Source organism: Acidovorax sp. FG48 (genome assembly GCF_057809085.1).
In genome coordinates, this window is record NZ_JBMDJH010000013.1 from 71999 (window position 1) to 95210 (window position 23212).

Consider the following 23212-nt stretch of genomic DNA (forward strand, 5'->3'; position numbering starts at 1 on the left):
CGGGCCAGCGCTCAACGTGCTAAGTTCCGGGCCGACAGAAGTTGGATCGGTATAAACATATGAGCAAACTGCACGAGAGACTGGCCGCCTACCCGGCGGACGCCCTGGGGGGGATTCGCCGCGGCATTGAAAAGGAAGGGCTGCGCGTGCTGCCCACCGGCGGCCTGGCCCTCACGCCCCACCCGCTGGCGCTGGGCTCGGCCCTCACACACCCCCTGATCACCACGGACTACAGCGAGTCGCAGCTGGAGCTGATCACCGGCGCCCACAAGGGCGTGCAGCAGTGCCTGGACGAGCTGACCGAGGTGCACCAGTTCGTGCACCACACGCTGAAGGACAGCGGCGGCGAGCTGCTCTGGGCCTCCAGCATGCCCTGCGGCCTGCCCACGGACGAGACGATTCCGATTGGCCGCTACGGCAGCTCCAACGTGGGCCGCGCCAAGAGCGTGTACCGCATGGGCCTGGGTCACCGTTATGGCCGCCGCATGCAGACTATTTCGGGCATCCACTACAACTGGTCGCTGCCGGGTGTAGACAGCGAGCAGTATTTCGCGCTCATCCGCAACTTCCGTCGCCACGCGTTTGTGCTGCTGTACCTGTTCGGCGCATCGCCCGCGCTGTGCCCCTGTTTTGTGGAAGGGCGTGAACACCGCCTGCAGCCCATGGAAGGCGGCAGTGCCTTGTACCTGCCCCACGCCACCTCGCTGCGCATGGGCCGCCTGGGCTACCAGAGCGATGCGCAGGCCACGCTGGCCGTGAGCTATAACGGCCTGACGGGCTATGCCAACTCGCTGCACGAGGCGCTGACCAAGCCGTACCCGGCCTATGAAGCCGTGGGCATCCGCAACCCGGGCGGCGACTACAACCAGCTGGGCACCAGCCTGCTGCAGATCGAGAACGAGTTCTACGGCACCATCCGCCCCAAGCGCACGGTGCGCACGGGCGAGCGCCCGCTGCACGCGCTGCGCGAACGCGGGGTCGAATACGTCGAAGTCCGTCTGATGGACCTGGACCCGTTCGTGCCTGTGGGCATCACCGCGCCCACCATGCGCCTGCTGGATGTGTTCTTGCTGCACTGTCTGCTGTCTGACAGCCCGCCCGATACGCCCGCCGAGATTGCCGAACTCAAGCAGAACCAGCACCTGACCGCAGAGCGCGGCCGCGAGCCCGGTCTGCGCCTGTCCCGCAATGGCCAGAGCGTGCTGCTGACCGAATGGGGCGCCGAGGTGCTGGCGGCGTGCGAGCCGTTGGCCGCAGCGCTGGACGCCACCCATGGCACCGACGACTACAGCACTGCGCTGCGCGATGCCCGTGCACTGATGGCTGCGCCCGAGCGCACGCCCTCAGCCCGTGTGCTGGACAGCATCGTGCAAAGCCACCAGCACAGCTTTGAAGCCTTTGCGCGCCAGCAGTCCATGGCCGCCCGCGACGCGCTGCTGGCTCTGCCCTGGACGGCCGAGCAGCAGGCGCGCTACGTGGCGATGGCTGATGAATCGATCGCAGCGCAAAAGGCCATCGAGGCCGCCGACACGCTGCCGTTTGAGGAGTGGCGCGAGCAGTACATGGCGGTGGAGCAGCTGGGCTGAAGGCGCGGTCGCGGGGCGGGTCCGATTGACGTGCTATTGAATTAGTAGCTGCTCAGGCATATTGCACTAGCGCTACCAGCCCAAAACCCTTCAAAGTCAGTCCTGCAGCTGCAGCAAGGCCTCTTGCCGCCAGTATTCGGCGGCGCTCAGAAACCCCTCCCACACGCAGCCGTTGCAGCCCCGCCCGCAGCAGGTCGTGGGCTCGGGCGGCGGGTTGCGCAGTGTGATGCCAAGAGCGGCCGCGCGCTGCTGCAGTACCGCGAACATGGCTTGCGCCGTGGCGCCGTCCACCGCCGGGGCCGGGGTTGTCTCCTCAGGCAAGGTCACGGCTGGCGGCGCCCCGCCTTGGCGCGGCGCAGGCCGTACTGCACGCCAAACGCAATGCCCAGCACCAGCGCAAACCAGCCCACCAGCGCCACCTGGCCCATGAGGTCGCGCACGCTGGTGGAGCGGGCCACATAGGGCGCCAGCAAGATGACCAGGCCGATGAGGGCCAAGGTCACGCCCTTGAACAGCAGCTCTTTGTCGGCCTTGGTGGCCTTGGGCTTGCGCGAGGTGTCGAGAGGGGCTGGCATGCAGATAAAAACGCCGTGGCGTGGGCAGAAGTAAGACCGCGATTATCCTTGCCACCCTCGGACACCTCAGAACAACGTAGAAAGTACACCGCATGGCCATCCAGTGGTTCCCCGGTCACATGCACCTGACCCGCAAAGCCATCACCGAACGCATCAAGGACATTGACGTGGTGATCGAGGTGCTGGACGCGCGCCTGCCCGGCTCCAGCGCCAACCCGCTGCTGGCCGAGATCACGGGCCACAAGCCCACGCTCAAGGTGCTCAACAAGCAGGACGTGGCCGACCCCGAGCGCACGGCGCTGTGGGTGGACTGGTACAACGCCCAGAGCGACACGCGTGCGTTGCCGCTGGATGCATCCGACCCCGCCCCGACGCGCAAGCTGATCGACGCCTGCCACCTGCTGGCGCCCAGCCGGGGCGGCATGGCCAAGCCCATGCGCGTGCTGATCTGCGGTGTGCCCAACGTGGGCAAGTCCACGCTGATCAACACGCTGAGCAACAAGCGCCAGGCCAAGACCGGTGACGAGGCGGGCATCACCAAGCTGGAGCAGCGCATCACGCTGGCTGACGACTTCTACCTGTGGGACACGCCGGGCATGCTGTGGCCGCGCATCGTGGTGCCCGAGACCGGCTACAACCTGGCCGCCAGCGGCGCCGTAGGCCGCAATGCGTATGACGAAGAACTGGTCGCGCTGGAGCTGCTGCGCCGCCTGCAGAAGCATTACGCCCCCTTGCTGGAGGCGCGCTACAAGCTGGGCCTGCCTGCGGGTGCGGTGGCCGAGATGCACGACGAAGAACTGCTCGAAGCCATTGGCCGCAAACGCGGGGCCATGCTGGGTGGCGGCAAGGTCAACTTGCAAAAGGCGGCCGAGATCGTGATGACCGATTTCCGCAGCGCCATCCTGGGCCGCATCACGCTGGAGACCCCGGCCGAGTTCGAGGCCTGGCGCGCTGCTGGCCTGGCCGAGGACGCCAAGCGCCAGGCCAAGAAGGCTGCGCGCGCCAAGGCCAAGGGCAAAGGCTCTGGCGTGCGTGAGCCCGCGCCGGACAGCGACGCGGACTGAGTGAGCCGGCCTGCGCCTGTGGGCCAGCAGGCGCTGTAGGCCATCCCGTGCCGACGCTGGCGACGGTACCGGGCGCGCAACGTACAGATGCCGACGGGGGGGGCGACGGGATGCCGACGGGCGGGCGCTGCAGCCTCGCCAGCGGCATTTTGTTCATAGGCGTTTTCTATGCCTGCGGTTACGATGGTTTCCTCCCCCGCACTTCCCGTCGCCATGGCCGAAGCTCCCGCTGTTCCGCTGCCAGACCACGAAGACGCCACAACGCGCCACCTGGTGCGGGTGGCGGGCTGGTCCGTGATGTTGCTGGGTTTTGTCATCGGCCTGCTGCTGCTCTGGGACCAGCCCGTGCAGCCGATGCGCGTAGCGCTCAACTTTGTCGCGGGCTGCATTGGCGGCACCGCGCTGCTGCTGGCGCGCTGGCGGCGGTGGACGCTGGCGACCCACCTGCTGGTGTGGGGCGTGTGGGTGTCGGTGTCGCTGGTGGCGGCGCGCAATGGCGGCGTCAATGGCCCCAATCTGCTGAACTACCCCGTGATCGTCGTGCTGGCCGGATGGCTGCTGGGCGTGCGTGCCACGCTGACGCTGGTGGTACTCACGGCCCTGCTGTTCCTGGGCTTCATCTGGGCGGACATGCAGGGCCTGCTCAAGCCGGTGCAGGTGGCCAACCGCGTGGCGGGTGCGGTGTACCTTGCGGGCATTCTGGTGCTGACCGCCGCCGCCACGCTGCTGTCGCGCCGCAACTACATGAGCCGGGTGCGCGAGGCCCAACAGACCGCAGCCAATCTGGCAGCCAGCGAGGCGTCGCTGCGCAAGCTGCTGCGGGCCGTGGAGCAAAGCCCCGAGGCCATCGTCATCACCGATCTGCGCGAGGACATCGAGTACGTGAACGAGGCCTTTGTGCGCCGCACCGGCTACGCGCGCGACGAGGTGGTGGGCCAGGCCTCGGCCCACTACTCCAGCAACGGCCTGGCGCCCGCGCAGCGCGAGGGCCTGCGCACCACGCTGGCACGCGGGGACAGCTGGGCAGGGGAGCAGGTCAACTACCGCAAGGACGGGCAACCACTGATCGAGTCCGTGGTGGTGGCACCCATCCGCCAGACCGATGGCCGCGTGAGCCACTTTGTGGAACTCAAGCAGGACATTACCGAGCGCAAGCGCGCCGCCGACGAGATCCACCGCCTGGCCCATTTCGACAGCCTCACCAGCCTGCCCAACCGGTCCACGCTGATGGAGCGCCTGCATGCGCTGCGTGGGCGCCCCGGCCGTGTGTTGTCCACCCAGCACGCCCTGCTGCTGCTGGACCTGGACCGGTTCACCACCTTCAACGATGCGCGTGGCAGCGAAATGGGCGACCGCCTGCTGTGCGCCGTGGCGCTGCGCCTGTCCGAGATCCTGCCCCCGCAGGACCTGCTGGTGCGGGTGGCGGGCGACGAATTTGCCGTGGTGCTGCATGGCCTGGGGGCCGACGCCTCGCTGGCCGGCCGCCACGCGCTGGCCTTTGCCGAAAAGCTGCAGACCGCCTTGTTGCGCCCCCTGCGGCTGGAGGGCGACGCGCAGGACGCCCAACTGGGCGCCAGCATCGGCATCACCCTGTACCCCCAAACCTCGGACGATGGGGCGCACGACGCACTGCGGCGCGCGGGCACCGCCTTGCACCGGGCCAAGCAGGCCGGCGGCGGCCAGGCGGCCTTTTTTGAACAGGGCATGGGCGAGGCGGCCGAGCAGCGCTTTCGGGTGGAGCGCGAGCTGCGCCACGCCATTGGCGCGGGCGAGTTGCGGCTGCACCTGCAGTCGCAGGTCGATGTGTCGGGGCAGGTCACAGGGGCCGAAGTGCTGGTGCGCTGGCAACACCCGCGCGACGGGCTGGTGGCGCCGGGCGTGTTCATCCCGGTGGCCGAAGAGTCTGACCTCATCGTCAGCCTGGGCGAGTGGGTGCTGGCCCATGCCTGTGCGCTGCTGGCGCAGCCGGTGTTTCGCGAGCGGCGTTTGCGGCTGTCGGTCAACCTCAGCGCGCGGCAGTTCCGGCAGGCGGGCTTTGTGGGGCAACTGCGGGCCGTGCTGGCCGCCACGGGGGCCGACCCCCGGCTGCTCACGCTGGAGGTGACCGAGGGATTGGTGATCGACGACTTTGACGACGCGGTGGCCAAGATGCGCGCGCTGGCTGCGCTGGGCGTGGACATGTCGCTGGACGACTTTGGCACCGGCTATTCATCGCTGGCCTACCTCAAGCGCCTGCCGATCCAGGAGATCAAGATCGACCGGTCGTTTGTGCACGAGGCCCCCACCAATGCAGACGACGGCGTGCTGGTCGAGGGCATCCTGTCGGTGGCCCGGCACTTTGGCTTGCGCGTGGTGGCCGAGGGGGTGGAGACCCAGGCCCAGGCCGACTTCTTGCGCCAGCGCGCGCCGGACATCGTGTATCAGGGCTACCTGTTTGGCCGGCCCGAGCCCGATGTGCAGTGGCTGGAGCGGCTGACCCAGCCTGCGTGAGCGATGGCGCGGAGCGCGCCGGGTGCAGCGCTGTTGATACGGGATTTGAAGCAAAAATAGCTGCAGGCGCTTGTTGAATATGCGCCTATAGCTATTGATTTGGTAGCGGTTCGCCTTTTGGTGCGGCAGCGCACTGTGGTGACTTACCTGTTTTTTTCTTTGCCCTTGGGCATGACAGTGGTCACGGGCGGCATGGGCCGGTCTGATGCGCTGTGTTCCTTGGGTGGCGAGGTGTCCTTTTTGGGTTTCTTCGCCGTCTTGTTGCTGCGCTGTTCGCCTTTGGCCATGGGGCCTCCTTGAAAGGTCTCGGGATGGGACCGTACAAGCATGGTACGTCACAACGTGCGTCGTTGGCGGTCACCACGCGGCTACATTCCCGCGCCTTCGGCCGCCTGTAGGGGCGCCGCGCCGCTGCGCGCCCTCAGAGCCAGCCGCTGGTCATGCGCCAGTGCCAGCGCGTTCAGCACGGCAAGACCCAGCCCCAACGCGCAGGTGGCGCTCCAGCCGCCCCACAGCCAGGCCACCGACCCCATGGCCGAGCCCGTGGCGGCACCCACAAAGTAGCTGGTCATGTACACCGCGTTCAGCCGCGCGCGGGCCGTGGGGTCCAGGCGGTAGATCACGTTCTGGTTGCTGATGTGCACGCCCTGCAGCGCCAGGTCGGCCACCAGCATGCCCACCACAAACCACGCCAGGCTGCTCGCGCCCAGCCACAACGCCACCCAGCCCAGCAGCAACAAGCCCACCGACAGGGCCGTGGCCACTTGTGCCTGCCCCCGGTCTGCCATGCGCCCGGCCACACTGGCCATCAGCGCACCCGCCACGCCCGCCAGCCCCACCAGCCCGATGCCTGCATCGCCCAGACGGTGCGCAGGTCCCGCCAGCAGCAGCGCCATGGTGGAGAACAACACACTCACCGAGGCAAACGACAGCGCACCCAGCAAGGCCCGGCTTCGCAACCGGGGGTGTCGCAGCGCCAGCGTGCCCAGCGACCGCAAGACCTGGCCATAACTTTGCGTTTGTGCCGAGGCGACATTGCGCGACACCGGCATCACCCACCACAGCGCCAGCGCCACTGCCACCATGGCAACGCCCGCCACGCGGTACACCAGCGTCCAGCCACCCACCTCCGACAGCAGCCCCGCCACGCTGCGCGCCGCCAGAATCCCGGTCAGCAGCCCGCTCATCACCAGCCCCACCGCCCGGCCGCTGCGCCCAGGTGCCGCCAGGGTGGCCGCCAGCGGTACCAGCACCTGCGCCGCCACCGAGAACAGACCGGTGAGCAGCGTGCCCAGCCCCAGCATGGCGTAGCTGCGAGCGAAACCGCTGGTGAACAGCCCGAGTGCCGCGAGCAGCATCAGCGTGACGATGAGCCGCCGCCGCTCCAGCAAGTCACCCAGCGGCACCAACAGCAGCAGCCCCGCCGCATAAGCCACCTGCGCCAGGGTCACGACGAGCGCTGCCGATGCATCGCGCACCTGCAACTGTGTGGCGATGGAGTGCAGGAGCGGCTGGTTGAAGTAGTTGCTGCCCGCACAAAGGCCGCAGGCCACGGCCATGAGCAAGAGCACCGGTGTGCTGAGGCCCGGTGCGCCAGGGGGCTGTGCGTTTTGGGATGGGTGGGCGGTAGAGAGGGGGGCTGGAGAGGACGAGGTCATGGAGAGTGCTGGTGCGTATCGCGGACACATGCAACGCCCATGCCATGAGTCGTGAGGCACGCGCTTCCATGGTGACCGGCTTCTCGTTTGGCGCATTCCAACAGACTTTTCCTCCCAGCGGGGTGCCCGGAGGGACTTAGGCTATGCGCTTGCATATGGCAGGATGCCTACCGCAAGTGTTCGAGTCCTGCGGCCTTGGCATACAGATCGCTACTCCCACTTTCGCGACAGCAGCGGATGCCGAAGTACTGGACAACGAGGGGCGGACTTGGGCGGGATGCTGTGTTCCTGCGCTTTCACGGTGCCGGTCGATGCGTGTTGGTTGCAAGGCTGAATGAGGGGCGGGTGTGGGCCCTTAAGAGCCGGTCATACTTTCGGAACCATCATCCGGTTTGAGACGCTTGCGGTTATCTGTCCTCCCTCGTCTGACGCTTACTCCCGACTATGAGAGGTCGAATGTGCTCAGGAATCCGGCTGCCACCGACAAGACAAAGCAAAATCTGAACGTCTTGTTCTCGCATTCTTTGTAACTTCATTGCCGCGAACTTCCCCGGCCAATACGCATGACACACCGGTCACTTTCGCCCGCTCTCAGAGGTGGTCTGCTGGCGCTGCTGGCGGCCGCCCTTTTTGGTCTGAGCACTCCTTTTGTCCAGTTGTGGGGCCGGGGTCTCGGCCCGTTCACTACGGCTGGGCTTCTCTATGGCGGCGCGGGCCTGGTGGCCTTGTTCATTCGCCGCCCCAGAGAGCGGGAAGCGCAATTGCAGCGTGGTGATGCCGGTCGTCTGCTGGCCATGGCAGTGTTCGGCGCCGTCATTGGACCCGTTGCCCTGGTGTGGGGCCTGCAGCGCACCAGCGGAACGTCCGCCTCCCTGATGCTCACCCTGGAGGCCTTCTTCACAGCGTTGCTCGCCTGGAGGCTGTACGGTGAAACGGTGGACAGGCGTGTGCTACTTGCCATGGCTTCTCTCATGGCCGGTGGGATGGTCCTCACGCTGGACCAGGGCCTGCAGGGCAACGTGCAACTGCTCGGGTTGACCGCTGTCATGGTGGCAACAGCCGCATGGGGCGTGGACAACACCTTGTCGCGCGGCGTGGCTGACCGTGACCCTGGACAGGTAGTGCTCGCGAAATCAGGCCTGGGTGTCGTTGCTACTGTCCTTCTCGCTGTGCTGCTTGCGGAGCCTATGCCCAATCTATTGGCCGCTGGCGTGCTGCTGGGCATTGGCGCGACTGGCTACGGTCTGAGCCTGCGCTTTTATCTGCTCGCTCAGCGCACCTTCGGCGCTGCACGCACGGGCTCAGTGTTTGCGTTCGCTCCGTTTATTGGCGCACTGGGTGCTTTTGGGCTTGGAGAGCGCGCAGCCTCGGTGCTGCTGGTCCTCGGAGGGGCACTGATGCTGGCCGGGGTGGTCTTGCATCTGATTGAGTCGCACGACCACGAGCACACCCATGAGGTCCTTGAGCATGAGCACGCGCATACACACGGTGACGGTCATCATGACCACAGCCATGAGCCCATGCCACAAGGGGCTCACAGTCACTTGCACACGCACACGGCGCTGGTACACAAGCACCCGCATGTGCCTGATTTGCACCACGGGCATATGCACTGAAGCCAAGGGGCTTTGCTGGCAAATGCCTATTTGTTGGCAAATAGTACGGACTGCATGTCCGCAAACAGCCTTAAGCCATCGCCTGGAAGCTCGGAGCGGCTGAACGCTTCTGGCCGTCAACAGCCTTCATCCACCTACCACCGCACCGGCCCTGCCTCGTCCGTCCAGAATATCCAACGCCGCGTCTCCACGTACGGCGATGTGCCAATCGAATAGGGGTCCATGCCCGTCTCGCGGCGCTCCAGCCGTACCAGGTAGCCCCCATAGCTGGCCGCCCACAGCGTTGCGCCATCGGGCGATACGTCGATGGCGCTGATCGTGCTGCCGATGTGGTGGCGCCACAAGGCTTGCCCTTCGTCGCTGTAGGCGTGGAGGTAGCCGTCAGCCTCGCCGAGAATCACCAAGCCGGGCAAGGTGGCGGACGCGTACACGCGGCAATGTTCGTCCAGTGGCGGTGTGTCTTCATCCGTGTCCGCCGCCTCTTGCGATGCAACGCCGATCGGAATCGAGCGCGTAGCGCCCCAGTACAAGTGACACGAATTGGCAAACAGGCGTGTGCCGTCGTGCGAGAACACGGCGTGGTGGGGGTAGGACGACAGGGGCTCATGTTCGGCCACCAAAGCGCCGTGCGTATCCAGCACGATGTGTGGGCTGTCCTGGTCGCCGACCGCGATATGGCGTTCGTCGGTTGATAGGGCCATGTGCAGCATGTCCAGCGCCAGCACCGTGACCGTCTCTCCTTCGACCTCTTCGTCCATCTGGTTCTTGGGCCAGGTGTAGGGGCCGTCTTCGTCAAACCTCTGTGGGTGCAGGCGTTGAATCGTGCCTTCAGCGTCTGGCGCCGTGCAGGTCAGCAAATAGACCCCCGTGGGGTTGCGCAGTAGCACGCGCAGGCCATCGTTGAACGGGATGATGTCATCGCAGCGCTGACCCAGCGGGCCGGCCGACACCTGCACCTGCGGCGGCAGGCCTTCGTTGCCGCGCGGCAGTGTGAACCGCGCAATCACCGGGCCATTCCATCCCCGGTGGGTGGTGATGTGCCGGCCGTCGCTTTGGGCAAAACACTGGCGATCGGGCGAGCGGCCCACGCCACGGATGCCGGGCAGCAGTGCGTGCTCGGTGCCTTGCAGTACCGCCCAGTGAGCGCCGTCGTCATGGGCCGCGCCGATGCGCGCGATCACGCGGTCATCCTCCAGCAGCCATACGGGGCCGATGAATTGCCCGGCTTTGGCAGCGCGTTTCACATACGCGTCTGGGGCAAAGGCAAAGCGCTGGCGAAAGCGCGTGGCAAGCTCTTCGTCGGCCCAGCGGCTCACCACGCGTGCCAGTTGCAGCACGGTGGGCGCGTCGGCCTTGCGCGGGTCTTCGGGCAGAGCGTCATCGTCCTCTGCTTGTTTTTCGTCTCCACCAAGGGCTGCGGAGGCTTCGGCAGGGTCAGCAGGGTCAGCAGGGTCGGCAGTATTGGCATCGCGGGCCAGCTGGCTCGCGCGGATGGTCGCCACGTAGGCTTGCCCATCGGCCTGCCACTGCTCCGACAGGGTCATGAGTTCGACAGGAAATACGGCTGCATCGGGCAGGTCGGGCGGCAAGGGTGGGGTGGCCAGCAGTTGCACGGCAGCTTCGATGCGGCGGGCCTCGGCCTGCTGGGCCTGCGCCTCTTCGTGCCGTGCGCGGATACGGGCCTGCACCCGGCCGTGAAAGCGCAGCAGCCGGGCAAGGTGGTCGGCGGCGCAGCGGGGCAGGGGGGCGCGGCTGTCGCTCTGGCGCTGGGTGTAGCTGAACTCGACCGCGGCAGGCCCTCCGCGCGCCTCGTCCACATCGATCTGGTAGGCGCTGTGGGCGTTGTCTTCGTCGTCGCCCGGTGCATCGTCTCCATTGCGCCAGCTGTACTTGAGCGCGCGGCCCCAGGGTTCGCCATCGTGCATGCAGGGCTGGCGCGCGCCCACCCAGACCTCGCCCTCCCAGTAGCCGTTGCGGTCGCTGTCCCACCAGTCGTTGTACTGCTCGGTGAACACGGGCAGGCTGGTGAAGGCCTCGATGTGCTCAGCCGTCATCGTGGCTTGCAGGCGCTGGTAGAGGGGGTACCGCGCGCGGTGCTGGCCCACGGCCTTGCGCACATAGTCCAGCACCCCGCGCCACGCGTGTTCGCAGGCCTGCCAGGCGTCGGGGGCGTGGCCGGGCTCGGTGGGGGGCGCCAGCACCTGCCAGTCGCCAGGCTCGCCCTGCGTGTAGCGGCGGTACAGCAGCGTGCGCTGGGCGACCGTGGGGGCCGCGTGGCGCCACAGCTTGGTGGCCACGCGCTCCAGCCAGTTGCGGGGCGCGGGCACCTGCTCCACCGACAGGTAGAAGTCCCAGGTCTTCCAGACGGTGATGAACACGTTGTCGTCGCGCGCGTCGCCCTCGTCGTCCACATGCCGCTGGCAGAGCGAAAAATCGGTCTGCTGAAACCAGCCGTAGGCCTTGTGCTCCTTGTGCGCAATCACCGGCGTGCGCACCACGGCCAGGATGTTGTCGATGCTGATGGCATCGCTGGCGCACAGGTCGTGGGCCACGGGCTGGTCGGCGTGGATGTCGGCGCTACTGCGCACCGCGCTGTGGCCTGCCCGCACAGCGGCAAGCACCTGGCGGCGGTTGATCATGGCGGCCAGGCCGTCTTCGCCAGCATCCACGCCCTCGTGGAACTCGGGGGCGAACACGGCGCCCACGATCTCTGCCGAGAACTCTGCACGGTTGGGCACACCGCGCACTTCGTCCAGCAAAAACTCCACCTGTTCGGGGCCTGCGATGTCCACGTGGTACCCGTCGGTGAACAGCGCCACCCGGGCCTGCAGCCCCCCGCGCACACGCAGCTCGCCGTGGTTGTAGTGGCCCCACAGCAGCTCGTTCACCTGCAGCGCGCCCTGCACGTACACCAGCTGCCCGCCCACAACGGCGTTGTGCAGATGCGCGTTGCCGGTGACGATGAGGTGGGTGGTGCCGTCGGTGTCCGCGCTGGTCAAAGCGCCGTCGATGCGCAGGTCTCCGTCCACCAGGATCAAAAACGGTGCACGGGGCACCGAGGCATCACCAGGGCCGTCTGGAACGTCATGCAGCCACTGGCGCAGCGGGCTACCTGGGGCCAGGGGGGCGTCGAGGTGCAGCGCAGGCCAGTGCACAGCGCCCGTGATCCACAAGGTGGCTTCGTCCGCCAGAGCGTCGGGTTCTTCCGCCAGGCGCTGGGCGATCCAGCAGTCGGCAGGAAGGCGGTGGGCCACGTCGGCCAGCGGGCAAAGTCGGACAGTGGTCATGGGGCGGGGCGCGGAAGGGGCCGGAGAAGGGCACGTGAGGGGCTCAACCGGCGGGCATCGTACACCGCGCCCTGCAACGATCCGGCTTTGCGCCGACAATGATGTGTCATCTTATTAATTCACCGCCATGACGCAGAACCCCCCCGTTTTTGAAGTCCTCCCCCGCGACCTCTCGGCTTACCGCCAGGGCAATGTGGGCATTGACTATGTGCACCGCTTCGAGTCGGGCAAGCCTGGCCCGCATGTGCTCATCAACGCCCTCACGCACGGCAACGAGATCTGCGGCATGGTGGCCGCCACGCATCTGCTGGACACGGGCGTGCGCCCCCTCATCGGCACGCTGACCATCAGCTTTGCCAACGTCGCGGCTTACGAGTCGTTTGATCAGAGCCGCCCGTTCGAGAGCCGCCAGCTGGTGCACAACCTCAACCGCATCTGGTCGGCAGCCGAGTTGGATGGCACGGCGGACAGCCCCGAGCTGCAGCGCGCCCGCGTCCTGCGCCCGGTGGTGGCTGCGGCTGATCACATCCTCGACATCCACTCCACCAGCCAGGACGTGCAACCTTTCTGGGTGTACCCGGCCTACCCGCGCAACGCGGAGGCGGCGCTGGCCATCGGCCGCCCGCCGGTGCACCTGGTGATGCCCAGCGGCCTGGGCTCGGGCACGCCGCTCATCCAGCACGGCCGTCACGGGCAGGCCGAAGGGGGCGGTGTGGCGGTGGTGGTGGAATGCGGCCAGCACTTCCGCCAGTCGGCGGCCGACCTGGCCACGGCCGTGGCGCTGGACTTCCTGGCGCACTTCGGCCTTATCGCGCCGGTGGCCGACCGGCCCGCACCCGCCGAGCAGCGCCGCTATGAACTGCTGGAGACGTGCATGGTGCGCACTACCGACTTCCGCTTCACGCGGCCGGTGCAAGGGTTCGAAGTGTTTGCCAAAGGGGACCTCATCGCCACCGACGGCCCGCACGAGATCCGCGCGCTGTGCGACGACTGCACCATCCTCATGCCCACCCGCGAACCCATCGTGGGCCGCGAGGCGGTTTACCTCACACGGCCGATCTGACCCGGCTGGTACGGCGCCAGACCTGCGGGCGCGTCGTCCGACGGTCTGGCTGCAACCGCCTGACGTTGTTCAGGGCGGAACCACCGCCTGTGTGCGCTCCTGGCGCACGAGGTACAGGCCGCTGCCGATGATGATGGCGCCGCCCAGCAGCGTGCTGTAGCCAGGCACCGTCTGCCACAGCACCCAGTCCAGCCCCATGCCCCAGGCCAGGGCCGTGTACTCGAAAGGGGCTACCACCGAGGCCTGCCCGTGGCGAAACGCCTCGGTGATCGCCAGCTGGCCCGCAAACCCGGTCACCGCCAGCCCTGCCACCAGCGGCCAGTGGGCCTGCGCCACGCCCACCCACTGGGGCCACGCCAGCGCGCCGGCGCCCAGTGCCAGCAGCGTGGTAGTCCAGAACACCAGGCTGGCGCTGGAGTCGGTGCGGGTGAGCATGCGCCCCGTGATGGCCGATACCGCATAGCAGGTGGCTGCTGCCAGCACCGCCAGTGCGCCCAGGGTAAAGAACGCCTCCTGGTTGGGCCGCAGCGCCACCAGCACCCCCACCATGCCCAGCACAATGGCCACCCAGTGGGCGGGGCGCACCTTTTCGCGCAGCACCACGGTGGACAGCGCGGTGATGAGCAGCGGAGCAATGAAGAACAGCGTATAGGCCTCGGCCAGCGCCAGTTCGCGGATGGCAAACGCAAACAGCGCCAGCATGGCCACGTTGAGCCCGCCGCGCAGCAGGTGCAGTGGCCAGCGCACCTTCAGCAGCCGGGGCACTTCGCCACGCCACAGTGCGTACAGCGCCACCAGCGGCAGCGCCGCCCAGCCCCGCAGCGCCGCAACCTGCATGGCGGGGTAGTGGGCGCTCAGCGTCTTGAGCAGCGCATCCATCAGCGAGAAGAAGCCCACAGCAGCCACCATGGCCAGAATGCCGCGCAGATTGCCCGAAGGCATCGCCAAGCCTGCAGAGGCGCTCGGCCGTGTCTCAGACATTGTTTGGCCCTGTGGCTGCGTGCGCGCCAGCGAGGCCTCGCTGGCGGTCATGGGGGGCAGGAGCCTGCGCAGAGAAGAAAAGGCGCGGGAAAAAGCGCGGCAATGGCGGGCTGGGCAAAGGCATGGGAAGGTGGGCTCCGCAAGACTGGCACGTGGAGAGGCCAGACCATGGCGGGGCATGTGCGGCAAGGCCAAAAAGTGTAGCGCAGGCACGCCGCGCCGCTTCGCTGAGTTTTGTCAGCCGCGCTTACCCTAATGATGGGGTGGGCGCGGGCGTGTTGGCCGGGGCGGTATCGCTGCTGCCTCCGCCGTCCGCTGTGGCGAGGATGGCGTCGAGCAGGGCCAGCGCCTGCACAAAGTCGAACCCATCGATGGCCTGGGCCAGCGCCTGGGCGCAGTCCGGGTAATGCTGCAGCATGGCGGGATGCAAGCCTGCGTAGGCAGCGCTGGCATCGAGGTCGTCGCTGGCCAGCAAGGGCCGCAGTGCCCGCAAGCCTGCTCGCAGATGCTCGGCATCGGCTGCAGGGGCCACGCTGGTCGGCTCTGCGGCAGCATCCAATACGAAGTGCAGGGATTGCACCAGTTGTTGTAGTCGCACATCCAGGTCTTGAAGCGCGTGTTGGGTGTCGGCATCCACACCCCCTTGCGGTGTGGCTTGCACCCTGGCCTCGGCTTGCTGCGCGGCCACCTGCAAGCCGGTAAGGCCGGCAGTGCCCGCCAGGCCCTTGAGCGTGTGCAGGATGCGCTGCGTTTCAGCCAGGTCACCGCTTTGCCAGGCCTGCAACGCCTTTTGTGCGTCGTGGGGGTGTTCCACCACCATGCGTTGCAGCAGACGCACCAGCGCCGCAAAGTTGTTGCCCAGCGACCGCAGTCCCTGCTCCAGCTGAAAGCCTGCCACGCCCTGGAGTTGGGCCCGCATCTGTGCTTCGTTCTGCAGCGTGGGGGTCGATGTTGCAACGCTGGGCGTTGGGGTTGCGCCCGTGGCGTCCACGGCATGGGGCAGCAGGCGCGCCAGCACGCGCGCCAGTTGTGCCGGGTCCACAGGCTTGGGCAGGTGGTCGTTCATGCCAGCGGCCAGCGCGGCGGCGCGGTCTTCGGCGAAGGCGTTGGCCGTCATGGCCACGATAGGCGTCTGCGCATGGCCTGGCAGCGCGCGGATCTGGCGCGTGGCCTGCAGGCCGTCCAGGTGGGGCATCTGGATGTCCATCAGGATCAGGTCGTAGTGACGTTCGCGCGCGCGCTCCACCGCAATCGCCCCGTCGCCCGCCATATCCACGGCAAAGCCCAGTTGGCGCAACAGCTCACCCGCCACCTCCTGGTTCAGCGTGTTGTCTTCGGCCAGCAGCAATTGCAGCCCCGGGGTGAAACGGACGGGCGCATCGGCGGCCAACGCGGGTGCAGCGGCCTCTGGCAGTTGCGCATGGTTCCACACGCGCACCAGCACGTCTTCGAGTGCGGTGGGCAGTACGGGTTTGGGCAGGAAGGCCGCAAACGGACCGGCATCCACCTCGTCGGCAGGGCAGCTCAGGCTGCCGCTGACCAGAATGCAGGCGGGGCGGTGTTGGAGCGGCAAGGCGCAGATCTGTTGCCAGGTCTGGGTGCCATTCAGGCCCGGCATCAGCCAGTCGGTGAGCACCAGCTCGTAGGGGTCGCAGAGTTCGTCAGCCTGTGCCACCGCTTGCACGGCCTGCGCGCCGGACGACACCGCGTCGGCCCGCGCTCCCAGGTGGGTGAGCATGTCGGCCAGCAGCTCACGGGCTTCTTCCATGTCGTCCACCACCAGGACGCGGGTGCTGGGGGGCAGGGCCTGCACATGCTGCGGTGCGGCAGCCTGGGAGCTGATGCCAAAGGGCGCCTCAAACCAGAAGGTGCTGCCCTTACCGGGCTCGCTGCGCACACCCACTTGCCCGTCCATCAGGTCGGCCAGGCGGCGCGAGATGGCCAGCCCCAGGCCGGTACCGCCGTGGGTGCGAGTGGTGGAAACATCGGCCTGCTGAAACGCCAGGAACAGCTTGCCCTGTTGCTCGGGGCTCAGCCCGATGCCGGTGTCGCGCACCTCAAAGCGCAGGCGCACCTGGTTGGCTTCGCGGTGGGTGACAAACGCGTGCAAAGACACGCTGCCGCGTTCGGTGAACTTGACTGCGTTACCCATGAAGTTGGTCAGGATCTGACCCAGCCGCATGCCGTCCCCATGCAGGATGGGGGGCACACCTGCAAGTTCGGCCATCACCTCCAGGCCCTTGGCCTCGGCCTTGTCGCCGGTGATGGTGAACACGTTGCTCACCACCTTCTCCAGCTCGAAATCGGTCGGGTCCAGGGCCATCTTGCCCGCCTCGATCTTGGAGAAATCCAGGATGTCGTTGATGACGGCCAGCAAGTGCATGGCCGCGCCCGACACCTTGTCGAGTTGCTGGCGCTGGTGCGGGTTGGTGGTGTCGCGGCGGATCAGGTGGGTCAGCCCGATGATCGCGTTCATGGGCGTGCGGATCTCGTGGCTCATGTTGGCCAGGAAGGCGCTCTTGGCCTGGTTGGCCTCGTCGGCCATGGCCTTGGCGCTGCGCAGCTGGGCATTGGTGTGCTGCAGTTCCAGCGTCTGCTGTGCGAGGGCTTGGCTGGTCTTTTCGAGATCGAGCGTGCGCTCGGCCACCAGTTGTTCCAGCTCGTCGCGGTAGCGGGCCAGTTCCCGCTCGGACTGCTTGCGGCTGGTGATGTCCACCCAGATGCCGGTCATACAGTCGCGGTCATGCAGGTGAAGGGGGCGCATCGAAACCCAGAAGTCGCGGACGCTGCCGGCCTTGTCACGCCGCTGGGTCTCGAAGTCCAGGCCGCCCTGGGCCTGAATGCGCTGGAGCTTTTCATCGACCTTGCTTCTGTCCGGGTCCAGTTGCAGGTCGTAGAGGTTCATCAACGAAAACTCTTCGCGCGTGTAGCCCAGCGATTCGTAGGTGGCATCGTTGAAGCTCACGAACTGCAGGGTCTGCATGTCCAGCACCACGATGCCGATGGGCGCCTGGCTGATGATGTTGGCGTGCAGTTCCTCCCGGTCGTGCAGCTCTGCCAGGGCCAGACGGCGTTCGTCCTGTGTTTTCTGAAAGGCCAGCACCGCATTGGCCATGTCCCCAATGAGCGTGCCTTCGCGTGCGGCCATGGCCTTGATGCGGGAAAAGGTCTTGTAGTCGCTCAAGCCGCTTTCGCCGCGCGACAGCTTTTGCAGGATGGTGTTGAGCCGGTCCAGCTGGCGGGATGTGGACCGCGACAGCACAAACCACAGGGCCAGAAACACCAGCGCGGCCAGCGTGCTGTAGAGGCGCATGCGGCGATCGAAATCCTGCAGCTGGTTGCGCGTGCTGGCAGCGTTCTCTATGGCGTGGTCCATGAAGGTTTTGGCAATGTCGCCCATGCGCAGTGCGAACACACCGTAGTACGCCGTGGCGCTGATCAGGTGCTCGCCTGCCGCTGACTGGTCGATGGCCATCTGGTCCGAACTCATCAGCGCAAACTGGCGAAACTCTTGAAAGGCTCTGAGCGCAGCGGGGTAGTGGGTGCTGACATGCGAGAAGTCGTGGGCTGTGGTCAGCCCCGTCAGGTCCTTTTCGAGCGCGGCCATTTCGTCCACGATGAGCCCGTGGAGCTGGTAGGCCTTGGCTTCGTCCACCTCGCGGTATTTGGAGACAGTCAGGGTCTGTGTCAGCCGCAGCTTGATCTCCAGCAGTTTTCGGCTGATGGCCTCCGCCTTGGCGGCCACCTGGATGTCTTCCTCCTGGCTTTGCAGTGCTTTGCGCTGCACGGCCTGGGTGTGCTGCTGCACTACGTAGTCAAACCCCATGCCCACCAGAACGGCCAGCACCACTGGCAGAAAGAAACGCAGAAAAAACCGTTGGCGTTTGAGCAGGAGGAGCATGGGCGATGGGTGGCGCGAGATGGGTCAGCGCTTGGAGGAGGCGGGCAGCAGGGCGGCCCAGTGAGACGGCGGAATGCTGCCCAGGTATTCAAACCGCGACTGCCCCAGCGGACGCAGCACCACCATCGTTCCCTCGGGCTTGACGAAATAACCCATCAGGTCCGCCATGTTGGGCGCGTGGGCCACGATGACGCGGTTGGTGCCGGCAGGAACCGGGGTGGATACCAGGGCCCGCGTGGCGGCGATCACCGGCTTTTTCTGCTCGCTCGTCAGGTTGGCGGTGTAGGCCAGAAGGGGCTCTGCGCGCAGCAACTGGGGCTGCGTGGCAAAGGTGAGCTGTGCGCTTTCGCGCGCCCTGCACAGCGGGCTGTGGATGACCTCGCCCACGGGAATGCGGGCACGCTGCAGCGTCACACCCAGTTCGCGCGCCTGCTGCCGCCCGGCATCACTGAGGACCCGCTGGGTATTGCAGTCGTTCAGGTCCACCTGCGGGGCCTGGTCCACCCGGCTGCTGTCGGTGGCGCCATGGCGCAGGTACAGCACAAAACCGCCCCGGCGCATTTGCGCCAGCAGGGCGGGGCTGACGAGAGTTTCCTGAAAGTCCTGGTCCTGTGCGCTGCATCCCCCAGGCCACCCTGCCGCTGCCGCAACGGCCAGCACACAAGCACCCACCGTGGCCCGGCAGACGGGCGGGCTGCCGCGCAGTGCGATGGCCGGGGACAAGGCAAGCATGCTTCACGGCTCCAGCGCGGGCACCGGGTGGTCTGCAAACTGCTCGGCGATGGCTGCAAACTGCGGCACCAGCTGTACGAACGCATCACAGATGTCGGGGTCGAAATGCTGGCCACGGCCGTTGCGGATGATGTCCACCGCGTCGTCGAGCGTGAACGCGCGTTTGTAGTGGCGGCGCGAGATCAGCGCATCAAACACATCGGCGATGGCCATCAGCCGTGCGGGCAACGGGATGGCGTCGCCCTCCAGTCCGTCGGGGTAGCCCGAGCCATCCCACTTTTCATGGTGGCCTGCCGCGATCTGGCGTGCGGTCTCCAGGAACTCCAGCGCCGAGTTTCTGGGGGCGCTGGCCGGATGGGCCGGCTGCTGGCGCCCCATCTGCAGCACGCTGCGGATGGCCTCGTCGATGGCGTCGGCACCAATGCGGGCATGGGTCTTCATGATCTCGAACTCATCAGGGGTGAGCTTCCCCGGCTTGAGCAGGATCGCGTCGGGGATGCCCACCTTGCCGATGTCGTGCAGGGGCGCGGCCTTGGCGATTTGCTGGCGCTGGTGGGGACTGCCCAGCAGGTGCTGAAAGCGCGGGTGGTCCTGCAGGTGCAGCATCAGTGCCTCGATGTAGGCCTGCGTGCGGTGCAGGTGGTTGCCGGTTTCGTTGTCGCGCTTCTCGGCCAGCGTGGCCATGGCGTGCAGGCTGAAGTCCTTGATGAGTTCGTTTTCCGCCATGCGCCGCTGCACTTCGGCGTCCAGGTAGCTGTTCTGGTCCGCCAGCCAGTCGCGCGCGGCCTTCAGTTCCAGATGGGTGCGCACCCGCGCCAGCAGCACGGCGGGCTTGATGGGCTTGGCCACATAGTCCACGGCGCCCGCTTGCAGGCCGCGTTCTTCGTCGGCAATGGCGTCGAGGGCGGTCACGAAGATCACCGGGATCTCGCGGGTCTCCGGCGCTGCACGCAGGGCTGCCAGCACCTCGTAACCGTCCATCTCCGGCATCATCACATCGAGCAGGATGATGTCGGGCACCGGCTGGGTTTGGGCGACCTGCAAGGCCCGCTGCCCCGAGTTGGCCACGCGCACGTGGTAGTACGGGCGCAGCAGCTGGCCAATGACGGTCAGGTTTTCGCGGGTGTCATCGACGACCAGTACCGTTCTGAGCAGGGCTTTGTCATCGGTCGGCAAAAACATGGTCGGAGTGCTTTCGGGCTACCACGCAGAGAATCCGCTGGGGTGTAAGTGCATGTTACTGCGCTTACAGGGGCTGACAAGCTTTCCATGGCGCGGTGGTCGGATAGCACAGTGCAACCGTGCATGGCCGCCGCCGCTGCCGCCGGGCGAGCGGCCCGCCTTCAGCCAAACGACTGCGCTGCCGCCATGGCACCCATGCGCTGGCTGATGGCAAAAAACTCCGCCACGGTGTCTTCAATGATCTGCTGTGCGGTCTTGACAGAGTCAATCAATCCCACGGTCTGCCCAGCCAATGCAGGGGCCGCCTCCATGTCACCGTCAAAGTACACGCGCTGAATGCCCGCAAAGCTGTCGGCGGGCATCAGGCCGGCCTCGTGGATGGCCTGGGTGCGCTGCGACTTGAGCGCGCGAATGCAGGGGCTGGCCTTGGTGTTGAGCATCCAGGTGCCGGTGACGCCCGCATCGACGATGGCGTTCTTGTAGTTGGCGTGCACGGGGCTTTCGGCGCAGCTGACAAACCGTGTGCCCATCTGCACCGCCTCGGCCCCCAGCGCAAAGGCTGCGGCCATGCCGCGCCCGTCACAGATGCCACCTGCCGCCACCAGCGGCACGTCCACCCGCGCGCGGATGGCCTGCAGCAGCACTAGGGTGGAGACCTCTTCGGGGTTCTTGAAGCCGCCGCCTTCACCGCCTTCGACCACCAGGCCGTCAATGCCTGCGTCCACACATTTCAGCGCTGCGTCCACCGTGGGCACCGCGTGATACACGGTGATGCCCGCGTCCTTGAGCGGCGCGATGAACTTGGCCGGGCTACCCGCTGAGGTGGTCACAAACTTCACGCCCGACGCGCACACAAAGCGCAGCATGGCGTCGTCCTTCAAAAAGCGGATGGGCAGGTTCACGCCAAACGGCAGGCCCAGCGCGCTCATCTTGGTGATCTCGGCCTGGCAGTTGGCCGTCTCGCCGGAGGACGTCTCAATGATGCCCAGCCCACCCGCGCGCGACACCGCCGAGGCCAGCTGCGTGCGCGCAATCCAGCCCATGGGCGCCTGGATGATGGGGTAGCGCGCGCCCGTGTGGGCCAGGACGCGGTTGGTGGCGGGTGAGGTCATGGGCAGGGGCTCCTGATTTTTTGAGAGCGCCCATTATTTCGACGGGCATGCCGTCGCCGTGTCGCACGCGTTACGGGGCCGGGGCAGGGGCCTCGTGCCAGGGCAGCTGGGCAAACAGGCGCTGCCAGTCGGCGCATGGCACGGTGGAGTCGTCGGCGGGGGCGTGCCCGCAGTCCCAGTCCGCAGGCCCCGGCCAGCGCAGCCCGCTGTCGAAGGTCATCGCCGCCCCCGTCACCGGGTGGGGCACCGTGAGCTGCCAGGCATGCAGCCACAGCCGCTGCTGGCCCAGCCGCTCGGCCCACCAGCGGTTGAGCGGGCCCTTGCCGTGCGTGGCATCGCCAATGATGGGGTGCGCCAGGTGCTTGAGGTGGCGACGGATCTGGTGGCGCCGCCCGGTGGTGGGGGTGGCCTCGACCAGCGAGGCGCGGGTGGTGGCAAAACGAGCGTCGCTGGCCTCGGGCAGCGTGAGCTGCGCCAGCCGCCGAAAGCGTGTGTGGGCGTCCTGCACGGCGGCGTCCGCAGGCGCATCGTCCGGCTTCAAGGCGTGGTCCACCTCGATGGCCTCAGGTGCCCAGCCGCGCACCATCGCCAGGTAGCGCTTGTGCGTGGCGCCGTGCTCAAAGGCTTGCGACAGCGCCCGCGCCGCATCGCTGTGCAGCGCCATCACCAGCACGCCGCAGGTGCCCTTGTCGAGCCGGTGCACGGGGAACACATGTTGGCCGAGCTGGTCGCGCAGGGTCTGCATCACAAACCGCGTCTCGCCCGCGTCCAGCCCCGTGCGGTGCACCAGCCAGCCTGCGGGCTTGTAAACGGCCACCAGGTGCTCGTCGCGCCAGAGGATGTGCAGGGGAGGGGGCATGGAGGAATGTGTGTGCGCCATCGCGGGCTAGGGGAAGGCGCGGATTGTGCCGCACGCGCCGCTGCCTACACTGGCCCCGTTCAACCCTTGCAAAGGATGCCCAGGTATGTCCGCTGGAGACTGGAAAGACATGTACGCCGCCGCCGTGGCGGGCGACCTGGCGCTGGTGCGCCACCACATCAGTGCAGGCGTGAACCCCAACTACCAGCATCCCGAGATCCTTTGCACGCCGTTGGTGGCGAGCCTTATCCAGGGCCACCACGAGATCGCCCACTACCTGCTGGCGCATGGGGCTGACCCGGGGCTGCGGTCGGACTTCGACGACATGACCCCACTGGAGGCCGCGCGCCGCTACCGGCGCACCGAGTTCATCGCCTTGCTGCAGGCGCAGGGCGCCAAGGAAGAGCGCAAGCCGTTCTGGTGGCGCTGGTTGCCCATTTAGCCCCCGGGTTGCGTGGCGTCCTTTCCCCAAGGGACGCCACCCGTGCGCTGCGGCGCTTACCGGGGCCGCGCCCGTCTCAATGGGGCGACTGGCCTGCGTGTGCTGCTTCTTTCGCCCTGAGCTTGGCGCCGATGTACTCGCCGTGCGTCACATGCAGCAGGCCGGCCACCTTGCTGATGGTGTGCATCTCGTTCTCGTCCGGACGTGCGTCCGCGTAGGCGACCTGCCACATGGCTTCAACGAGCTGGATCTTCTCGTCCTGCGTGAAATGCTCGTTCAGTTGGCTGGTGAAGCGCTGGTAGTCGTAGGCGGTTCTGGAGGTGGCTGCGGCCTGTTCCAGCAGGCGCTGCAGTTCATCGTCACTTAGTGCAAATTGCCGGTGCAGTGCGGTCTGCATCACGCTGCGCTCCGCATCGCCCACCGCCGACTGGGTCCGCACCACCTCCACCAGCAACACGGCGGCTGCCAGTTGCACAGACCGCGCACGCTCTGCAGCAGATGGCGTGGGGTTGAATGGGGTGAGGCTTTCAAGCAGGTCTTTGAGGGCTTGGAACATCGTGTGGTTTGCTGGCTGCGTCAGTAGGGTGGAGGCGTTGGGGATGGGGTTGGTTCCGCTGACATGTGCTGGCTGCGCACGTTGCGCTCGCTGCGGCACAAAGCCCCG

18 protein-coding genes are annotated in these 23212 nt (G+C 66.8%); 6 read left to right on the forward strand and 12 right to left on the reverse strand.

Going from position 1 to position 23212, the window contains the following annotated elements; translation table 11 throughout:
• Positions 1-59: 59 nt before the first annotated feature.
• Positions 60-1586 carry a glutamate--cysteine ligase gene (gene gshA / locus ACODSU_RS17645; RefSeq protein WP_209819899.1) on the forward strand — a complete coding sequence of 509 codons (1527 nt, stop codon included), beginning with the start codon at positions 60-62 and terminating at the stop codon, positions 1584-1586.
• A gap of 96 nt (positions 1587-1682) precedes the next feature.
• On the opposite strand, the gene ACODSU_RS17650 is transcribed toward gshA, so the two are convergent.
• Together ACODSU_RS17650 and ACODSU_RS17655 are read right to left on the reverse strand one after the other, a co-directional pair.
• Positions 1683-1853, reverse strand: coding sequence for an oxidoreductase-like domain-containing protein (locus ACODSU_RS17650; protein WP_051022734.1), 171 nt, complete (start codon positions 1851-1853; stop codon positions 1683-1685).
• Between the two features lie 56 nt (positions 1854-1909).
• The gene (locus tag ACODSU_RS17655) at positions 1910-2161 is read right to left on the reverse strand and encodes a hypothetical protein (RefSeq protein ID WP_116747548.1); all 252 of its coding nucleotides are present in this window, start codon (positions 2159-2161) and stop codon (positions 1910-1912) included.
• A 92-nt stretch (positions 2162-2253) separates the two neighbouring features.
• On the opposite strand from ACODSU_RS17655, the gene ylqF reads away from it, so the two are divergent.
• Together ylqF and ACODSU_RS17665 are read left to right on the forward strand one after the other, a co-directional pair.
• Complete coding sequence (gene ylqF / locus ACODSU_RS17660; protein WP_476017704.1) at positions 2254-3225, forward strand: ribosome biogenesis GTPase YlqF; 972 nt, start codon at positions 2254-2256, stop codon at positions 3223-3225.
• 213 nt (positions 3226-3438) lie between these two features.
• On the forward strand, positions 3439-5715 hold the full coding sequence (locus ACODSU_RS17665) for a putative bifunctional diguanylate cyclase/phosphodiesterase (RefSeq protein ID WP_209819902.1): 2277 nt from the start codon (positions 3439-3441) through the stop codon (positions 5713-5715).
• Between the two features lie 143 nt (positions 5716-5858).
• On the opposite strand, the gene ACODSU_RS17670 is transcribed toward ACODSU_RS17665, so the two are convergent.
• Together ACODSU_RS17670 and ACODSU_RS17675 are read right to left on the reverse strand one after the other, a co-directional pair.
• Positions 5859-6002 carry a hypothetical protein gene (locus ACODSU_RS17670; protein ID WP_488843590.1) on the reverse strand — a complete coding sequence of 48 codons (144 nt, stop codon included), beginning with the start codon at positions 6000-6002 and terminating at the stop codon, positions 5859-5861.
• An 81-nt stretch (positions 6003-6083) separates the two neighbouring features.
• The gene (locus tag ACODSU_RS17675; protein ID WP_488843592.1) at positions 6084-7373 is read right to left on the reverse strand and encodes an MFS transporter; all 1290 of its coding nucleotides are present in this window, start codon (positions 7371-7373) and stop codon (positions 6084-6086) included.
• A 563-nt stretch (positions 7374-7936) separates the two neighbouring features.
• Between ACODSU_RS17675 and ACODSU_RS17680 the strand changes: the two genes are divergently transcribed.
• Positions 7937-8989, forward strand: a complete 1053-nt coding sequence (locus ACODSU_RS17680) for a DMT family transporter (protein WP_488843594.1) — start codon at positions 7937-7939, stop codon at positions 8987-8989.
• A 134-nt stretch (positions 8990-9123) separates the two neighbouring features.
• Here ACODSU_RS17680 and ACODSU_RS17685 read toward each other — a convergent pair whose 3' ends face one another.
• The gene (locus ACODSU_RS17685) at positions 9124-12276 is read right to left on the reverse strand and encodes a WD40 repeat domain-containing protein (RefSeq protein WP_488843596.1); all 3153 of its coding nucleotides are present in this window, start codon (positions 12274-12276) and stop codon (positions 9124-9126) included.
• Positions 12277-12403: 127 nt separating this feature from the next.
• On the opposite strand from ACODSU_RS17685, the gene ACODSU_RS17690 reads away from it, so the two are divergent.
• Complete coding sequence (locus ACODSU_RS17690; RefSeq protein ID WP_309825285.1) at positions 12404-13339, forward strand: M14 family metallopeptidase; 936 nt, start codon at positions 12404-12406, stop codon at positions 13337-13339.
• 69 nt (positions 13340-13408) lie between these two features.
• Here ACODSU_RS17690 and ACODSU_RS17695 read toward each other — a convergent pair whose 3' ends face one another.
• From ACODSU_RS17695 to ACODSU_RS17720, 6 genes are all read right to left on the reverse strand, one after another.
• Positions 13409-14320, reverse strand: a complete 912-nt coding sequence (locus ACODSU_RS17695; RefSeq protein WP_488843598.1) for a DMT family transporter — start codon at positions 14318-14320, stop codon at positions 13409-13411.
• A 247-nt stretch (positions 14321-14567) separates the two neighbouring features.
• On the reverse strand, positions 14568-18221 hold the full coding sequence (locus tag ACODSU_RS17700; protein ID WP_488843600.1) for a response regulator: 3654 nt from the start codon (positions 18219-18221) through the stop codon (positions 14568-14570).
• A 24-nt stretch (positions 18222-18245) separates the two neighbouring features.
• Entirely contained in the window at positions 18246-18953 is a 708-nt protein-coding gene (locus tag ACODSU_RS17705) for a histidine phosphatase family protein (RefSeq protein WP_422847313.1), read from the reverse strand.
• A 3-nt stretch (positions 18954-18956) separates the two neighbouring features.
• Positions 18957-20135, reverse strand: coding sequence for a response regulator (locus tag ACODSU_RS17710; RefSeq protein ID WP_488843602.1), 1179 nt, complete (start codon positions 20133-20135; stop codon positions 18957-18959).
• A gap of 161 nt (positions 20136-20296) precedes the next feature.
• Complete coding sequence (locus ACODSU_RS17715) at positions 20297-21247, reverse strand: NAD(P)H-dependent flavin oxidoreductase (RefSeq protein ID WP_488843604.1); 951 nt, start codon at positions 21245-21247, stop codon at positions 20297-20299.
• Positions 21248-21317: 70 nt separating this feature from the next.
• On the reverse strand, positions 21318-22106 hold the full coding sequence (locus ACODSU_RS17720) for a pseudouridine synthase (RefSeq protein WP_488843606.1): 789 nt from the start codon (positions 22104-22106) through the stop codon (positions 21318-21320).
• Positions 22107-22212: 106 nt separating this feature from the next.
• Between ACODSU_RS17720 and ACODSU_RS17725 the strand changes: the two genes are divergently transcribed.
• A complete protein-coding gene (locus ACODSU_RS17725; RefSeq protein ID WP_116747541.1) occupies positions 22213-22548 on the forward strand; it encodes an ankyrin repeat domain-containing protein in 336 nt (111 codons plus the stop codon).
• Between the two features lie 76 nt (positions 22549-22624).
• On the opposite strand, the gene ACODSU_RS17730 is transcribed toward ACODSU_RS17725, so the two are convergent.
• The gene (locus ACODSU_RS17730; protein ID WP_488843608.1) at positions 22625-23104 is read right to left on the reverse strand and encodes a tellurite resistance TerB family protein; all 480 of its coding nucleotides are present in this window, start codon (positions 23102-23104) and stop codon (positions 22625-22627) included.
• Positions 23105-23212: the final 108 nt, after the last annotated feature.

Excerpts from the sequence above, each read along its gene's own strand:
- gshA (WP_209819899.1), top strand. The coding sequence starts at position 60 with ATGAGCAAACTGCACGAGAGACTGGCCGCCTACCCGGCGGACGCCCTG.
- ACODSU_RS17650 (WP_051022734.1), bottom strand. The coding sequence starts at position 1,853 with ATGTTCGCGGTACTGCAGCAGCGCGCGGCCGCTCTTGGCATCACACTG.
- ACODSU_RS17655 (WP_116747548.1), bottom strand. The coding sequence starts at position 2,161 with ATGCCAGCCCCTCTCGACACCTCGCGCAAGCCCAAGGCCACCAAGGCC.
- ylqF (WP_476017704.1), top strand. The coding sequence starts at position 2,254 with ATGGCCATCCAGTGGTTCCCCGGTCACATGCACCTGACCCGCAAAGCC.
- ACODSU_RS17665 (WP_209819902.1), top strand. The coding sequence starts at position 3,439 with ATGGCCGAAGCTCCCGCTGTTCCGCTGCCAGACCACGAAGACGCCACA.
- ACODSU_RS17670 (WP_488843590.1), bottom strand. The coding sequence starts at position 6,002 with ATGGCCAAAGGCGAACAGCGCAGCAACAAGACGGCGAAGAAACCCAAA.
- ACODSU_RS17675 (WP_488843592.1), bottom strand. The coding sequence starts at position 7,373 with ATGACCTCGTCCTCTCCAGCCCCCCTCTCTACCGCCCACCCATCCCAA.
- ACODSU_RS17680 (WP_488843594.1), top strand. The coding sequence starts at position 7,937 with ATGACACACCGGTCACTTTCGCCCGCTCTCAGAGGTGGTCTGCTGGCG.
- ACODSU_RS17685 (WP_488843596.1), bottom strand. The coding sequence starts at position 12,276 with ATGACCACTGTCCGACTTTGCCCGCTGGCCGACGTGGCCCACCGCCTT.
- ACODSU_RS17690 (WP_309825285.1), top strand. The coding sequence starts at position 12,404 with ATGACGCAGAACCCCCCCGTTTTTGAAGTCCTCCCCCGCGACCTCTCG.
- ACODSU_RS17695 (WP_488843598.1), bottom strand. The coding sequence starts at position 14,320 with ATGTCTGAGACACGGCCGAGCGCCTCTGCAGGCTTGGCGATGCCTTCG.
- ACODSU_RS17700 (WP_488843600.1), bottom strand. The coding sequence starts at position 18,221 with ATGCTCCTCCTGCTCAAACGCCAACGGTTTTTTCTGCGTTTCTTTCTG.
- ACODSU_RS17705 (WP_422847313.1), bottom strand. The coding sequence starts at position 18,953 with ATGCTTGCCTTGTCCCCGGCCATCGCACTGCGCGGCAGCCCGCCCGTC.
- ACODSU_RS17710 (WP_488843602.1), bottom strand. The coding sequence starts at position 20,135 with ATGTTTTTGCCGACCGATGACAAAGCCCTGCTCAGAACGGTACTGGTC.
- ACODSU_RS17715 (WP_488843604.1), bottom strand. The coding sequence starts at position 21,247 with ATGACCTCACCCGCCACCAACCGCGTCCTGGCCCACACGGGCGCGCGC.
- ACODSU_RS17720 (WP_488843606.1), bottom strand. The coding sequence starts at position 22,106 with ATGCCCCCTCCCCTGCACATCCTCTGGCGCGACGAGCACCTGGTGGCC.
- ACODSU_RS17725 (WP_116747541.1), top strand. The coding sequence starts at position 22,213 with ATGTCCGCTGGAGACTGGAAAGACATGTACGCCGCCGCCGTGGCGGGC.
- ACODSU_RS17730 (WP_488843608.1), bottom strand. The coding sequence starts at position 23,104 with ATGTTCCAAGCCCTCAAAGACCTGCTTGAAAGCCTCACCCCATTCAAC.